This window comes from Delftia acidovorans NBRC 14950 (genome assembly GCF_001598795.1).
Classification (GTDB): Bacteria; Pseudomonadota; Gammaproteobacteria; order Burkholderiales; family Burkholderiaceae_C; genus Comamonas; species Comamonas acidovorans.
Genome location: NZ_BCZP01000011.1, coordinates 105,229 through 118,546, shown reverse-complemented (window position 1 = coordinate 118,546; position 13,318 = coordinate 105,229). Strand labels below are relative to the sequence as shown.

Annotated in this window: 13 protein-coding genes; 6 read left to right on the top strand and 7 right to left on the bottom strand. The window is 68.9% G+C overall.

Annotation, left to right across the window (positions count from 1 at the left end):
* Positions 1-41 precede the first annotated feature (41 nt).
* The 3 genes from DA1_RS16060 to DA1_RS16050 form a co-directional block, all read right to left on the bottom strand.
* The gene (locus DA1_RS16060) at positions 42-1,373 is read right to left on the bottom strand and encodes an MFS transporter (protein ID WP_034391852.1); all 1,332 of its coding nucleotides are present in this window, start codon (positions 1,371-1,373) and stop codon (positions 42-44) included.
* Between the two features lie 114 nt (positions 1,374-1,487).
* Entirely contained in the window at positions 1,488-2,126 is a 639-nt protein-coding gene (gene otnC, locus DA1_RS16055) for a 3-oxo-tetronate 4-phosphate decarboxylase (protein ID WP_034391854.1), read from the bottom strand.
* 146 nt (positions 2,127-2,272) lie between these two features.
* Complete coding sequence (locus DA1_RS16050; RefSeq protein ID WP_013803197.1) at positions 2,273-3,040, bottom strand: FadR/GntR family transcriptional regulator; 768 nt, start codon at positions 3,038-3,040, stop codon at positions 2,273-2,275.
* A 119-nt stretch (positions 3,041-3,159) separates the two neighbouring features.
* Between DA1_RS16050 and cobT the strand changes: the two genes are divergently transcribed.
* Positions 3,160-4,404: a nicotinate-nucleotide--dimethylbenzimidazole phosphoribosyltransferase gene (gene cobT / locus DA1_RS16045; RefSeq protein WP_080736828.1), complete on the top strand. Its 1,245-nt coding sequence runs from the start codon at positions 3,160-3,162 to the stop codon at positions 4,402-4,404.
* Between the two features lie 20 nt (positions 4,405-4,424).
* Here the strand turns inward: cobT and pdxR are convergent, their stop codons facing one another.
* Positions 4,425-5,888: a MocR-like pyridoxine biosynthesis transcription factor PdxR gene (gene pdxR, locus DA1_RS16040; RefSeq protein WP_034391855.1), complete on the bottom strand. Its 1,464-nt coding sequence runs from the start codon at positions 5,886-5,888 to the stop codon at positions 4,425-4,427.
* A 105-nt stretch (positions 5,889-5,993) separates the two neighbouring features.
* Between pdxR and DA1_RS16035 the strand changes: the two genes are divergently transcribed.
* Positions 5,994-6,740, top strand: a complete 747-nt coding sequence (locus DA1_RS16035) for a GNAT family N-acetyltransferase (protein WP_034391856.1) — start codon at positions 5,994-5,996, stop codon at positions 6,738-6,740.
* Here the strand turns inward: DA1_RS16035 and DA1_RS16030 are convergent.
* Positions 6,716-7,621, bottom strand: coding sequence for a LysR family transcriptional regulator (locus DA1_RS16030; protein ID WP_026062687.1), 906 nt, complete (start codon positions 7,619-7,621; stop codon positions 6,716-6,718). The two genes, DA1_RS16035 and DA1_RS16030, sit on opposite strands and share 25 nt — an antisense overlap.
* 143 nt (positions 7,622-7,764) lie before the next feature.
* On the opposite strand from DA1_RS16030, the gene DA1_RS16025 reads away from it, so the two are divergent.
* Positions 7,765-8,772, top strand: coding sequence for a tripartite tricarboxylate transporter substrate binding protein (locus tag DA1_RS16025; protein ID WP_034398322.1), 1,008 nt, complete (start codon positions 7,765-7,767; stop codon positions 8,770-8,772).
* Positions 8,773-8,781: 9 nt separating this feature from the next.
* On the opposite strand, the gene DA1_RS16020 is transcribed toward DA1_RS16025, so the two are convergent.
* Positions 8,782-9,669: a helix-turn-helix transcriptional regulator gene (locus tag DA1_RS16020; RefSeq protein ID WP_373861118.1), complete on the bottom strand. Its 888-nt coding sequence runs from the start codon at positions 9,667-9,669 to the stop codon at positions 8,782-8,784.
* Positions 9,670-9,775: 106 nt separating this feature from the next.
* On the opposite strand from DA1_RS16020, the gene DA1_RS16015 reads away from it, so the two are divergent.
* Positions 9,776-10,264 carry a DUF3237 domain-containing protein gene (locus DA1_RS16015; protein WP_016453040.1) on the top strand — a complete coding sequence of 163 codons (489 nt, stop codon included), beginning with the start codon at positions 9,776-9,778 and terminating at the stop codon, positions 10,262-10,264.
* A gap of 47 nt (positions 10,265-10,311) precedes the next feature.
* Positions 10,312-11,319, top strand: coding sequence for a Bug family tripartite tricarboxylate transporter substrate binding protein (locus DA1_RS16010; RefSeq protein WP_013803189.1), 1,008 nt, complete (start codon positions 10,312-10,314; stop codon positions 11,317-11,319).
* Positions 11,320-11,322: 3 nt separating this feature from the next.
* Here DA1_RS16010 and nth read toward each other — a convergent pair whose 3' ends face one another.
* A complete protein-coding gene (gene nth / locus DA1_RS16005; RefSeq protein ID WP_013803188.1) occupies positions 11,323-11,976 on the bottom strand; it encodes an endonuclease III in 654 nt (217 codons plus the stop codon).
* Between the two features lie 231 nt (positions 11,977-12,207).
* Between nth and DA1_RS16000 the strand changes: the two genes are divergently transcribed.
* Positions 12,208-13,281, top strand: a complete 1,074-nt coding sequence (locus DA1_RS16000) for a PDDEXK nuclease domain-containing protein (protein ID WP_034391858.1) — start codon at positions 12,208-12,210, stop codon at positions 13,279-13,281.
* Positions 13,282-13,318 lie beyond the last annotated feature (37 nt).

Below are 13,318 nucleotides of genomic sequence, written 5' to 3'. Positions count from 1 at the left end.
GTCTTGGGGCTTGGAGCTTGAAGGATGGGAAGAAAGGCCGGTCAGCGGTTGACCATCTTTGCGGGGGTGAGCCAGACCGCGATGGCGCCCACCACGAGCACCCCCGCCAGCACGAACATGCCGGCCTGCGTGGACTGGGTCAGGTCCTTGAGGTAGCCGATCATGTAAGGGCTGGCGAAGCCCGCGAGGTTGCCGACCGAGTTGACGATGGCAATGCCCGCCGCCGCCGCCGTGCCCGACAGGAAGGCCGTGGGCAGCGACCAGAACAGCGGCGCGCAGGTCAGCACGCCGGCTGCGGCCAGCGACAGGAAGATCAGGGAAAGAACGGTGTTGTCGGCGAAGAAGGCCGTCATCGCAAAACCCACGGCGCCCATCAGCGCGGGCACGATCAGGTGCCAGCGGCGCTCGCGGCGCTTGTCGGCGCTGTGGCCCATGAGGTTCATCACCACGATGGCGCACAGGAAGGGGATGGCACTGAGCAGGCCGATGTTCAGCGCGCCCGTGACGCCCGTGGACTTGATCAGCGTGGGCATCCAGAAGGTCAGCCCGTATTGGCCGGCGACAAAGGCGAAGTAGATCAGGCACATCCACCAGACGCGGCGGTCGGCGAACACGGCCTTGAGCGAATGCTTCTGGGCGCCTGAGTGCTGCTGGTCCAGCTCGATCTCGCGCGCCAGCAGCTGCTTTTCGGACGCCGTCAGCCACTTGGCGCTGGAGATGCCGTTGTCCAGATAGAAGATGGTCACCACGCCGATCACCAGGGCGGGGATGGCCTCGATCAGGAACATCCACTGCCAGCCGTGCAGGCCATGGTCGCCGTGGAAGGCCTGCATGATCCAGCCCGACAGCGGGTTGCCGAAGATGCCGGCCACTGGGATGGCCGACATGAACAGCGCCACGATCTTGGCGCGCCGGTGGGCCGGGTACCAGTAGGTCAGGTACAGGATCACGCCGGGGTAGAAGCCCGCCTCGGCCAGGCCCAGCAGAAAGCGCAGGATGTAGAAGCCCGTGGGCGTTTCCACATACATGAACATGGCCGACAGAATGCCCCAGGTGATCATGATGCGGGCGATCCAGACGCGCGCGCCCAGGCGGTGCATGAGCAGGTTGCTGGGCACCTCGAAGAGGAAGTAGCCGATGAAGAACACGCCTGCGCCCAGGCCGAACACGGTCTCGCTGAAGCCCAGGTCCTGGGACATCTGCAGCTTGGCAAAGCCCACGTTCACGCGGTCGAGGTAGGCGATCACATAGCACAGCATCAGGAACGGCACGAGGCGCCAGAACACTTTGGCGTAGGCGCGCGCCGTCTCTGCAGAGTCGGCCTGGGCAGGGTGGGCCCCGGCCTGGCCGGATGCGATATCCGTTGTCGTCATTTCAAGTCTCCCTTGGGTTCGCCGCTTGGTTCGCCGCTTGATGCGCCGCCTGGCGGCTGCGCGGCTGTGGATGGGCTGGGTGGTGGAATGCGGCCGTGGGCGCCGCGGTGCAAATCAGTAGCGCGCCCCGAAGGTGGTGCGCAGCTCGTCGATGGCGGCCGCGTCCAGGGGCTGCGGCCGGGGATGGGTCATGAGCCAGAGCCTTGCGGTCTCCTCCAGCTCTTCCAGCACATGGCTGGCCTGCTCCACCGAGCGTTCCCAGACCACGGGGCCCAGGCGCTCGAACAAGGCGCCGCGCACCTGGCCGGCCAGCGCGGCCACCTCGGCGGCGGCCTGCGGATCGCCGGGCCGGCGGTAGCGGATCAGCGGGATGCGGCCCACCTTCATGACCTGGTAGGGGGTGATGGGCGGCAGCACCTCGTCCTCGCGCCAGACGCCGGACAGCGTCAGCGCCACCAGATGCGTGGAATGCGTGTGGATGACGGCGCGCGCCTCGCCGTCGTTGCCGTATATGCCCCGATGCAGGACCAGGGTCTTGGAAGGCTTGGCGCCGCTGACCCACTGCCCGCTGGCGTCGACCTTGGACAGCTCGGCCGGGTCGAGCCGGCCCAGGCAGGCGTCGGTGGGGGTGATCAGCCAGCCGTCATGCAGGCGCGCGCTGATGTTGCCGGCCGCGCCGACGGTGTAGCCGCGCTGGTAGAGGCTGGCGCCGGTGGCGCAGATCTGCTCGCGGATGCGGGATTCGTCGCTCATGGGTGAACGCCCAGGCAAAGGCCAGGTGTGTGGGGTGCAAAAAGAGGTATGACTGATATTGTCATCAGGTCATCATACAAATTTTGCGCAAAAACCCAAACAAGGTGAAAACCCTTGGCCATGCGCCAAGGGACGGTTTCGGAGGTTCAGGGCTTGGCGGCCAGGATGTCGCGGGCCAGGCGTTCGCCGTCCTGCTCCCAGAAGCTGGCGTCGGCGCGGTGAATGCGGTCTATGGCGTTGCCCATGTGCGTGGCGGCGGCCTTGCGCGCGGCCTTGGGGTCGCCAGCCTCGATGGCCAGCACGATGCTGTGGTGCTCGCGTTCCACGGCCTTGCCGAAGTCCTCGCGCCGCGCCTCGTTGGCGCGCGTGATGCGCATGGCGCCGCGCAGGAACTGCGACAGGTAGTCCAGCGTGCTGATCAGGAACGGGTTGCCCGAAGCCTGGGCAATGGCGCGGTGAAACGCCATGTCCTCCTCCACGCCATCACGGCCCAGCCGCACGGCCTCGGCCAGGGCACTCTCCGCATCGTGGATGCGCTGCATGTCCTCTTCGCTGCGCCGCCGCGCCGCGAGTTCGGCCACCTCGGCCTCCAGTGCGCGGCGCACCTCGGTGATCTGGATCAGCGCATTCCTGCCAGCCGCCGGCAGGCCTTCGAAGTCCAGTGGCTCTATGCCTGCCGCCTTCACGAACACGCCGCTGCCCTGGCGCGATTCCACCAGGTTGCGCGACTTGAGCTGGGACACCGCCTCGCGCACCACGGTGCGGCTGACCTCGAGCTGCTGCACGAGCTCGGCCTCGGTCGGCAGCTTCTGCCCCGGCTGCAGATTGCCGGCGCGGATGCGCGCCTCCAGCTGCCGGGCAACCTGGTCCGCAAGCTTGAGACCGGGCTGGATGGCCGAGAAGGAAACCGTCATGGAGGGGGTGGGGGGCTGGGGAGACACGTGTGGCAGCGATTGTCTCAGAACGGTGCGGCCTGTACGGCCTGCTGCGGCAATCGACGCCCAGACCGTCCATGGCGGCAGGAAAGAGACCGATGGTTCTGCCGGAGTTGCGCGGCGCGCCATACTTGCGCCTTTGCAATCCGCCCGCCACGCCCGCCCCGGGCCAAGGCCGCTTCGCCATGTCAACGCCCACCCCGCATTCCGCTGCACCCACAGAACACTCGCACGATGGCGCCAATGCTGCCACTACCGCTATAGCCGCTATTCCCGCCATCGCCTCGCTGGCCGATGCCGCCTTCACCCAGCGCGTGCAGCACGCCATAGACCACAAGACCAAGCCGCTGGGCGCACTGGGGCGGCTGGAGCAGCTGGCGCTGCGCATTGCCTGCATCCTGGGCCAGGACAGGCCGGTGCTGCAGCAGCCGCAGATGCTGGTGTTTGCGGCCGACCATGGGCTGGCTGCGCGCGGCGTGTCGGCCTATCCGGTGGATGTGACCTGGCAGATGGTCGAGAACTTCATGGCCGGCGGCGCCGCCGTCAGCGTGCTGGCACGCCAGCATGGGCTGGCGCTGAACGTGGTGGACTGCGGCGTGGCACGCGACTTTCCCGCGCGCGAGCAGGACCCCGACGACAAGCTTCCCCAGCCCGGCCAGCCGCGCCTGTGGCGCCGCAAGCTGGGCTACGGCACGCGCGACTGCAGCCAGGGCCCGGCCATGACGGCCACCGAATGCGCCATGGCCCTGCGCAACGGCGCGGCCCTGGTGCGCCAGCTGCCGGGCAATGCGCTGCTGCTGGGCGAGATGGGCATTGGCAATACCTCCAGCGCATCCTTGCTGCTGGCGCGGCTGTGCGGCGAGCCGCTGGCCGAGGTCACGGGAGCGGGCACCGGCCTGGATGCAGCCGGGCTGGCCCGCAAGATCGGGGTGCTGCAGGAGGTGCTGCAACTGCACGCCCAGGCCACGCAACCGCTGGACGCGCTGGCGGCCATGGGCGGCTTCGAGGTTGCCACCATGGTGGGCGCCGTGCTGCAGGCCGCTGCCGAGCGCCGTGTCATCGTGGTCGATGGCTTCATCACCACGGCCGCCGTGCTGGTGGCCAGCCGCCTGCAGCCGGCCGTGCTGGAGCGCTGCGTGTTCTCGCACCGCTCGGGCGAGCCCGGCCATGTGCGCATGCTGGCCCACCTGGGTGCCGAGCCGCTGCTGGACTGGCAGCTGCGTCTGGGCGAAGGCTCGGGAGCGGCCCTGGCTTGGCCGCTGCTGGTGTCGGCCTGCGCCATGCTGGGCGAGATGGCCAGCTTTGCGCAGGCAGGGGTGAGCACGCGTTCGGAGGAGGCATAGCCGCTGGAGCCGCGCCGCGGCTAGCGCGGTAACGCAGCTGCCGCCAGCTTGCCCAGCCGCCTGACCAGCGCGCCGAAGCGCGCGGCATCGGTGTTGCCATAGCCGATTACCAGGCCGTTGTCCTGGGGCAGCGGTGCCAGGGCGAAGGACGAGAGGGCGCCCGGGTTCATGCCGGCGCGCCGCGCCTGCTCCACGATGGCACGGTCGGACAGGTTCGGCGGCAGCCGCACCGTCAGATGCAGGCCGCCGTGGCCGCCCAGCACCTCGTGCTCCACGCCCAGTTGCGTGGCCAGCGCCTCGCGCAGGGCCGCCTGGCGCTCGCGGTACAGGCGCCGCATGCGGCCCAGGTGGCGCGAGAACTGGCCGCTGTCCATGAAGTCCGCCAGGGCCAGTTGCTCCAGTCGATGGCCGCCGCGCAGCATCTCCTGCACCGCCGTTGCGGCGCTGGCCGCCAGGGCCTGCGGCAGCACCACAAAGCCCAGGCGCAGTGCCGGGAACATGGTCTTGCTGAAGGTGCCCACGTAGAGCACGGGCGCGTCCGGCACCTGGCCCTGCATGGCTGCGATGGGCGTGCCCTGGTGGCGGAATTCGCTGTCGTAGTCGTCCTCGATGATCCAGGCCCCCGCGCGGCGCGCGCGCTCCAGCAGGTCCAGCCTGCGCGCCACCGACAGCACGGCGCCCGTGGGATATTGGTGCGACGGCGTGATCTGGATCAGCCGTGGAGGATGGCTGTCCCACAGGCCGGGCGCGATGGCTGCGCCATCGGCATCCACGCGCAGTGTGCTGACGCACAGGTCTCCTCCCGCAAAGGCCGACTTGGCGCCCCGGTAGCCGGGCTCCTCCAGCCAGGCATGGTCGCCCGGGTTGGTGAGCAGTTGCACGCACAGGTCCAGCGCACCCTGGGCGCCTTCGGTGACGATGATGCGCGAGGCATCGCAGCGCACGCCGCGCGAGATGCGCAGGTGCTGCGCAATGGCCTGGCGCAGTGCGGGCTCGCCCGAAGGGTCGCCATAGTCCAGCGTGGCGTTGGCGGGAAGGCGCAATGCGCGGTCCTGCGAACGGCGCCAGGCGGTCAGGGGGAATCTGTCCAGCGCGGGCGTGCCCGGCGTCAGGGGCAGGCTGCGGTCGATGGCGTGGCGCGTGGGCGCGATGCGGTCCAGGCGCCGTGCCGTGCGGGGTGCGCAGGGGGGCGGGGCGGCGGCCTCGGCGGCTGCCGTGGAATGGGTGGATACAGCCGCCACGCGCGTGCCCTGCCGGTCGGCGACCACATAGCCTTCGGCCGCCAGTTGCTCGTAGGCGATGAGCACGGTGTTGCGCGAGACTCCCAGATCCTCCGACAGCGCGCGCGAGGCCGGCAGGCGGTCACCGGCCGGCAGGCGGCCCGCCAGGATGGCCTGCTTCAGGCGCTGGATCAGTTGGCGCTGGCGGGGAGCCGCTCCAGGGCCGGATTGCAAGGGACTGGTCAGCAGATCGGAGGCGTGCATGCAATGGGTGGCGTGGCACCATGAAATAAGGAGGATATGGCGCTTTCAATGATGCCACGCCAGCGCTATCGTGGCCCTGCCAAATGACCTGACCAGGAATCTCCCATGCCCCCCGCACTCAATGCCCACTCCCAACCCGTAGGCCACGACCTTCCCGGATGGACCCCGCGCCAGCGCCCGCCCCGCATGCCCATCCAGGGCCGTTACTGCCGGCTGGAGCCGCTGTCCGCCGCGCGCCATGCAGCCGATCTGTTCGACGCCTTCAGCCAGGCGCCGGACGCCAGCGACTGGACCTACATGTCGGTAGGCCCCTTCGCGGATGCCGAGGCCTATCTGCGCTTTGCCGAGGCCGCCCAGGCCAGCGATGACCCGCTGCACCACGCCGTCATCGACCTGGCCACGGGCCGTGCCATCGGCTCGCTGGCGCTGATGCGCGTGGACACGGCCAGCGGCGTGATGGAAGTGGGCTTTGTCTGCTACTCGCGCCTGCTCAAGCGCACGCGTGCGGCCACCGAGGCGCAGTTCCTGCTGATGCAGCGCGCCTTCGACGAGCTGGGCTACCGCCGCTACGAGTGGAAGTGCGACAGCCTGAACGCGCCGTCGCGTGCCGCAGCGGCGCGCCTGGGCTTCCAGTTCGAGGGGGTGTTCCGCCAGGCCGTGGTCTACAAGGGCCGCAGCCGTGACACGGCCTGGTTCTCCATCATCGACAGAGAATGGCCGGCGCTGCGCGCGGCCTACCAGCGCTGGCTGGAGCCGGGCAACTTCGATGCGGGCGGCGGGCAGGTTCTTTCGCTGTCCAGCCTGATGGGGCTGGGTGCGCCGCAGGCTCAGGAGACGGCAGGCGCGGCGTAGTAGGCCTGCAGCACCTCGATCAGGGCCTGCGCATGGCGCGGCAGCCTGCCCTGGTCGCGCACGAGGATGCGGCGCTCGCGCACGCTCCATGCGTCGGTCAGATCGATCAGCGCCAGCCCCATGCTTTCGCGGTTGCGCCGCGCGGCGCTCTCGGGAACGATGCCGATTCCCACGCCCGCGCCGATCATGCGGCACATGGCGTCGAAGCTGGACAGCTGTATGCGCAGCTTCATGGGCTTGCCCAGGCGCTCGGTCACACCTGCCAGAAATGTCTGCAGCGTGCTGCCCTGCTGCATGCCGATGGCGTCCTCGTCCAGCGTCTCGGCAAACGCAATGCGCTTGCGCCGCGCAAAGCGGTGGCCGCGCGGCGTGGCCAGCACCAGCCGGTCGGTGCTGAAGTGGATGGTCTGCAGGCCCAGCGTATCCACCTGGCCGGCCACGATGCCCAGGTCGGCCCGGCCGTCGAGCACGCCGCGCGCGATCTCGGCGTTGGGCCGCTCCTGCAGGTCCACATTCACGCGCGGGTGGTCGGCAAGAAAGGCGGGCAGGATCTCGGGCAGGAAATCGGTCACGGCCGTGGTGTTGGCAAACACCCGCACATGGCCGCGCAGGCCGGCGCCGTACTCCTGCAGGTCGTGGCGCAGCTGCTCGGACTGCAGCAGCATCCCGCGCGCATGGTGCAGGAAGGCTTCGCCGGCCGGCGTGGGGCGCACGCCGCGCGCCTCGCGGTACAGCAGGGGCATGCCCGCCTGCTCCTCCAGCGCCTTGATGCGCAGGCTGGCTGCGGCCAGGGACAGGTGCTGCCTTTGCGAGGCGCGCGTGAGGCTGCCCAGTTCGGCGGCATGCACGAACAGGCGCAGGTCCGTCAGGTCGAAATGCATGAGGGGCATGAAAGGCGAAGAGGGCATGGGCTGGGTCAAGGCTTTGTCAATTCCGAAGGCCGGGTCAGGAAATGCGCGATTGTGCGCTGGCCCGGCACGGGCAACCATGCGGGCTTGCGACAAGAACAAATGGAGACATGACCATGCCGGATTCTTCCTTTCCCCTGCCGTCAAGCCTTTTGCGCCGCCGAAGCCTGCTGGCCGCTGCACTCGCCTTGCCCCTGCTGGGCCGTGCCCAGGCCTGGCCCGCGCGGCCCATCGTGATGATCGTCCCGCAGGCGCCCGGTGGCACCAACGACATCGTGGGCCGGCTGGTGAGCCAGAAGCTGGCCGAGGTGCTGGGCGCCAGCGTGGTGGTTGAGAACCGGCCCGGCGCGGGCGGCAACATCGGCACCCAGGCCGTGGCCAAGGCGCCGCGCGACGGCCATACGCTGCTGATGACCATCAGCAGCAGCCAAGCCATCAACCCCGCGCTGTACCGCAAGCCGGGCTTTGATCCGGTGAAGGACTTCCGGCCCATCGGCCTGATCGGCTCGGTGCCCAATGTGCTGCTGGCCCACCCCGGCTTTGCGGCCAAATCCGTGCCCGAGTTGATCGCCATGGCCCGGGGCCGGCCCGACGAGTTCCGCTATGCCTCGGCCGGCAACGGCACGCTCAACCATCTGCTGGGCGAGATGCTCAACAGCATGGCGGGCATCCAGCTGCAGCATGTGCCCTACAAGGGCGTGGCGCCCGCGCTCAACGATGTGCTGGGCGGGCAGGTGCCGCTGCTGTTCGGCAGCCTGCCATCAACGCTGCCCCATATCCAGGCCGGCCGGCTGCGTGCGCTGGCCGTGAGCGGCGCGGCGCGCTCGCCGCTGCTGCCCGATGTGCCCACCATTGGCGAGACCGTGCCCGGCTACAACGGCACGCTGTGGGTGGGTCTGTTTGCGCCTGAAGGCGTGCCCGCGCCGGTGCTGGCGCAGTTGCAGGACGGCATGGCCCGCGCGCTGGCGGCCAGTGATCTGCGCACCCGGCTGGAAGCCTCGGGCGTGGAGCTGGCCGGGCCGGCGGACAGGCCCGTGCCGCCCGCCCAGATGGCGGCCCTGCTGCGCGAGGACATCGCCAAGTGGGCGCGCATCGTCAAGGCGTCCGGCGCATCGCTGGATTGACGCAAGGCCTCAGCCCTGCGGCTCCATGGCCAGCGCGAACAGCTCGCTGCGAAAGTGGATGCCCAGCCGCGCAAAGGCGCGGTTGCGGTAGGTCTTGACGGTGGGCAGGCTCAGGCACAGGTCGCAGGCAATGCCCTCATGCGTCATGCCCTGCAGCAGCCGGGCGCAGACATCGAGTTCGCGCGGCGTCAGGTCGGGCTGTGCCTGCAGCAGGCGCATGCGCAGGGCCGGCAGTGTCTGCCGCTGCCGGGGCTGGCTGGGTGGGGTGGCCGGGGCCGAGGCCAAGGCCAAGGCCAAGGCCGTTACCACGGCGGGCTGCGCCTGCGTCAGCGCAATGTGCTTGTGCGCCAGGGCCAGCAGCACGGGCGCCATGCTCCCGAAGCGGTCGATCTGCGCATCGCCCAGTGCCCTCTGGTGCTGGTGGCGATAGAAATTGACGGCAAACACACCGCCGTCGTCCTGGTGCTCGACGATGGACACGCGCTCGGCCATGCCGTGCGCGTCGTAGACCAAGGCGCGGTGCTCGCCTTCCACCTCCTGGGCCGTGATGTGGCACAGCGCCGTGCTGCGTGCCGGGCCGGCGTCGCCGTGGTTCCAGGTGCTGTCGCGCAGATAAGGACCCGAGAGATAGGCCCACCAGCAGTCGCGCGTGGTGTCGCGCGCCTCGCTGCTGGCCGACAGGAACAGCTGCGGCCGGCTGCGCGGGCCCGTGCGGTAGACCGACCAGGAGGCGGCGGGCAGCAGCGGGTTCATGGCCTCCAGCACCTGCCGGGCGAAGCCGGGCTCGCCCAGGCTGGCGACCATGTGGCCGATGGCGTGGCTGGGCGCGTGGCCGGACGCATGGCCGCCCAGGGCGCTGGCGTCAGGGGTGTCGGAGGGGGCGGTCCAGTGTCTCAAGGGATGGCAGGGGCGGGCAGGGCGTTGTCATCTTCCGGGATGACGGCCGGCCCGGGCAATGGTGCTTATGCTAGGTCCCGATTCCAACCACCGGAGCCCCAGAACCATGCCAGATGACGTGCCGCAGCTTGCGGCCTTGCCCGATCCGCGCTTTCGCTTCTTCGCCGACCTGAGCGTGCAGGTAGGCCCGCCGCAGGAGGTCGGTGCCACGGCGCACGGCGGGCGCCGACTGATCCCCATCCTGGGCGGCACGGCCCGGGGCGACGGCTGGAGCGCGCGCGTGCTGCCCGGAGGCGCGGACTTCCAGCGCATCGTGCACGGCGGGCTGGCCGAGCTCGATGCGCGCTATGTGCTGGAGACCGATGCCGGCGACCTGATCTATGTCTGCAACCAGGCGCTGCGCAGCGGCGACCCGGCGCACATGGCAAAGCTGGCACGCGGCGAGCCCGTGGACCCCGCGCACATCTATTTCCGCTGCGCACCCCGCATGGAGACGGCCAGCCGTGCGCTGGCCTGGATCAACGAGCGCCTGTTCTTCGGCACCGGCGCGCGCCATCCCGATCGCGTGCAGATGCGCTTTCACGAACTGCTCTGAGCCGCGCCTTTCCCCTCTCGATACCCACAATGCAGGAGACAAGACACATGAAAAACCAGGCATCGAAGTCGCGCCGCACCGCCGTGGCCTGCGCACTTGCCGCCGTGCTGGCCACCGGGCTGGCTCCCTGGACCGTGGTCGGCGCCCAGCCGGCCTTTCCGAGCAAGCCCGTGCGCCTGCTCGTCGGCTTTCCTGCGGGAACGGGGCCGGACATCGTGGCGCGCCTGCTCGCGCAGAAACTCTCCGAGCAATGGGGCAACCTGGGCGTGGTCGTGGACAACAAGCCGGGCGCTGGCGGCCTCATCGCCGCCAGCGAGGCGGCACGCGCCGTGCCTGACGGCTACACGCTGATGCTGGGCGAGACCGGCCAGCTCAGCATTGCGCCCAACACCTACCAGCGCCTGCCCTACGACCCGCAAAAGGACTTTGTGCCCGTCAGCCAGGTCGTCACCTCCGACTTCGTGCTGCTGGTCAATCCGCAGAAAGTGCCGGCCCGCAATGTGCCCGATTTCGTGGCCTGGGCGCGCCAGCGCAAGGAGCTGTTCATCGCCACCTTCGGCGCCGGCACGCCCGGCCACTTCGGCGCCTTCATGTTCGGCAATGCCGTGCAGCTCAAGCCCGAGCCCGTGCACTACAAGAACACCAACGATGCCCTGGGCGGCCTGTTCAGCGGCGACGTGCAGGCCGTCTTCGCCACGGCGGCCCTGGCCGCGCCCCAGGTCAAGGCAGGCAAGCTCACGGCCCTGGGCAGCACGGGCGCCACGCGCACCCAGTCCATGCCCGAACTGCCCACCATCCGGGAGCAGGGCTATCCGTCGCTGGAGTTCAATTCCTGGTTCGGCGTGGTCGCGCCCGCCAAGACACCGCCCGAGATCGTGGCCAGGCTGCAGGCCGACATCGTGCGCGCCCTGCAGCAGCCCGACAGCCGCAGCCGGCTGGAGGAGGCGGGTTTCCGCGTGACGGGCACCACGGGCGACGAACTCGCCCGCATCATGCGCGCCGACACGGTCACCTGGGGCAAGGCCGTGGCGGCCACGGGGTTCAAGGCCGATTGAGGCTCAGCGCTTGCCCGCAGCCGGGGCAGGCGTCTTGGGCGAGTAGTCGCAGTACGACGCCACCACGCACTCCCAGCAGCGTGGCTTGCGGGCCTGGCAGACGTAGCGGCCCAGCAGGATGAGCCAGTGGTGCGAGTCCACGGCATAGGCCGGGGGCACGCGCTTCATCAACTGCATCTCCACGGCCAGCGGCGTCTTGCCCGGTGCCAGGCCCGTGCGGTTGCCCACGCGGAAGATGTGCGTGTCCACGGCCATGGTGGGCTCGCCAAAGGCCACGTTCAGGACCACGTTGGCCGTCTTGCGTCCCACGCCGGGCAGGGCTTCCAGTTCCTCGCGCGTGCGCGGCACCTGGCCGCCGTGGCGCTCGACCAGGATCTGGCAGGTCTGCATCAGGTGTTTGGCCTTGCTGCGGTACAGGCCGATGGTCTTGATGTATCCCTCCAGCCCTTCAAGTCCCAGGTCCAGGATGGCCTGGGGCGTATTGGCCACGGGAAACAGCTTGCGCGTGGCCTTGTTCACGCCCACGTCCGTGGCCTGGGCCGAGAGCAGCACGGCAGACAGCAGCTCGAAGACGTTGGTGTATTCCAGCTCGGTCTGGGGCGAGGGATTGGCGGCCTTGAGCGTGGCGAAGAAGGGTTCGATGCTGGTGGTTTTCATTGTGGGGGCGCGTATCCATCGATGTGGCGTGCATTGTCATGCAAGCGCGGGTATTTGAAAGTGCGTAACAGGGTCTAGGAATGTTCTGATTTTTCATGTCTGCCAGGGTCAGATCGTCTGGTTATGCAGATGTGGCGTTGACTGGCCAAGGCCGCATCGCAATAGTCGGCCGGATCGATTCCGCCGACACCAGACATCCAGACATCACGCCACCAGGAGGGGGGCGACCACATGGCCACTCGCAAGATATCCGTTTCTCCCGCGCTCGCATCGTCACAGGCCCTGCTGGGCAATGTGCGGGACCTGATCGAGGCCGCGCGGCTTCGCGTGGCAGCCAACGTCAACAGTGAACTCACCCTGCTGTACTGGCACATCGGCCAGCACATCCATGGCCATGAATCCGAGGTGCGGCAGGCAGGCTGCAGCGATGAGGTCCTGCCGGTGCTGGCCGGTCATCTGGTCCAGGACTATGGCAGCAGCTTCTCGGAGAAGAACCTGTGGCGCATGAGGCAGTTCTCCACTGCGTTTCCCGACCAGCCCCTGGTCATCTCGCCGACCCGGAAATTGAGCTGGGCGCATTTCATTGTGCTGATTGCGATCAAGGACCCAGTGCAGCGCGAGTACTACGCCAGCATGGCAAGCCTCGAGCGCTGGAGCGCACGCACGCTGCGCAGCCGCATCGACTCCCAGCTCTATGAACGCCTGGCGCTGCCCTGCGATGCCGAGGCGCTGATCGCGCAGGAGCCGGTCACGCCGCGCAGCACCGAGCGCATGTCGCCAGCGCTGTTCATGCGCGATCCCTACATCTTCGATTTTCTGGGACTGCACGATGCCTGGCAGGAGGGCGACCTGCAGGCCGCCATCATCCGCGAGATGGAGGCCTTCCTGCTGCGGTCGGGCACGGGCTTCACCCTGGTGGCGCGGCAAATGCACATGCATATGGATGAGCAGGACTTCCACCTCGATCTGTTGTTCTACAACCGCAAGCTGCGGCGGCTGGTGGCGGTGGAGCTGAAGGTGGGCGAATTCACGGCCGAGGACAAGGAGCAGATGGAGCAATACCTGCGCTGGCTGGACCGGCATGAGCATGAGCAGGGCGAGAACACGCCGATGGGCATGGTGCTGTGCACGGGCAACAGCTCCGAGCAGATCGAGCTGCTGGAGCTGGGACTGCGCGGCGTGCAGATGGCCGAGTACCTGCCCGGCCTGCCTGAGCGCCAGGCGCTGGCACAGCGGCTGCGGCAGGCCACACGCCGGGCGCAGTGGCATTGGGCGCAGCGCCAGCTGGAAGGCGGGCCGGCCTGAGCGCCTGCCGCTGCGCTTGAGACCCGTTCCCCCTCTT

What these genes read in the sequence shown, in the direction of transcription:
- DA1_RS16060 (WP_034391852.1), bottom strand. Translation starts at nt 1,373, where the DNA reads ATGACGACAACGGATATCGCATCCGGCCAGGCCGGGGCCCACCCTGCC.
- otnC (WP_034391854.1), bottom strand. Translation starts at nt 2,126, where the DNA reads ATGAGCGACGAATCCCGCATCCGCGAGCAGATCTGCGCCACCGGCGCC.
- DA1_RS16050 (WP_013803197.1), bottom strand. Translation starts at nt 3,040, where the DNA reads ATGACGGTTTCCTTCTCGGCCATCCAGCCCGGTCTCAAGCTTGCGGAC.
- cobT (WP_080736828.1), top strand. Translation starts at nt 3,160, where the DNA reads ATGGTTCTGCCGGAGTTGCGCGGCGCGCCATACTTGCGCCTTTGCAAT.
- pdxR (WP_034391855.1), bottom strand. Translation starts at nt 5,888, where the DNA reads ATGCACGCCTCCGATCTGCTGACCAGTCCCTTGCAATCCGGCCCTGGA.
- DA1_RS16035 (WP_034391856.1), top strand. Translation starts at nt 5,994, where the DNA reads ATGCCCCCCGCACTCAATGCCCACTCCCAACCCGTAGGCCACGACCTT.
- DA1_RS16030 (WP_026062687.1), bottom strand. Translation starts at nt 7,621, where the DNA reads ATGCATTTCGACCTGACGGACCTGCGCCTGTTCGTGCATGCCGCCGAA.
- DA1_RS16025 (WP_034398322.1), top strand. Translation starts at nt 7,765, where the DNA reads ATGCCGGATTCTTCCTTTCCCCTGCCGTCAAGCCTTTTGCGCCGCCGA.
- DA1_RS16015 (WP_016453040.1), top strand. Translation starts at nt 9,776, where the DNA reads ATGCCAGATGACGTGCCGCAGCTTGCGGCCTTGCCCGATCCGCGCTTT.
- DA1_RS16010 (WP_013803189.1), top strand. Translation starts at nt 10,312, where the DNA reads ATGAAAAACCAGGCATCGAAGTCGCGCCGCACCGCCGTGGCCTGCGCA.
- nth (WP_013803188.1), bottom strand. Translation starts at nt 11,976, where the DNA reads ATGAAAACCACCAGCATCGAACCCTTCTTCGCCACGCTCAAGGCCGCC.
- DA1_RS16000 (WP_034391858.1), top strand. Translation starts at nt 12,208, where the DNA reads ATGGCCACTCGCAAGATATCCGTTTCTCCCGCGCTCGCATCGTCACAG.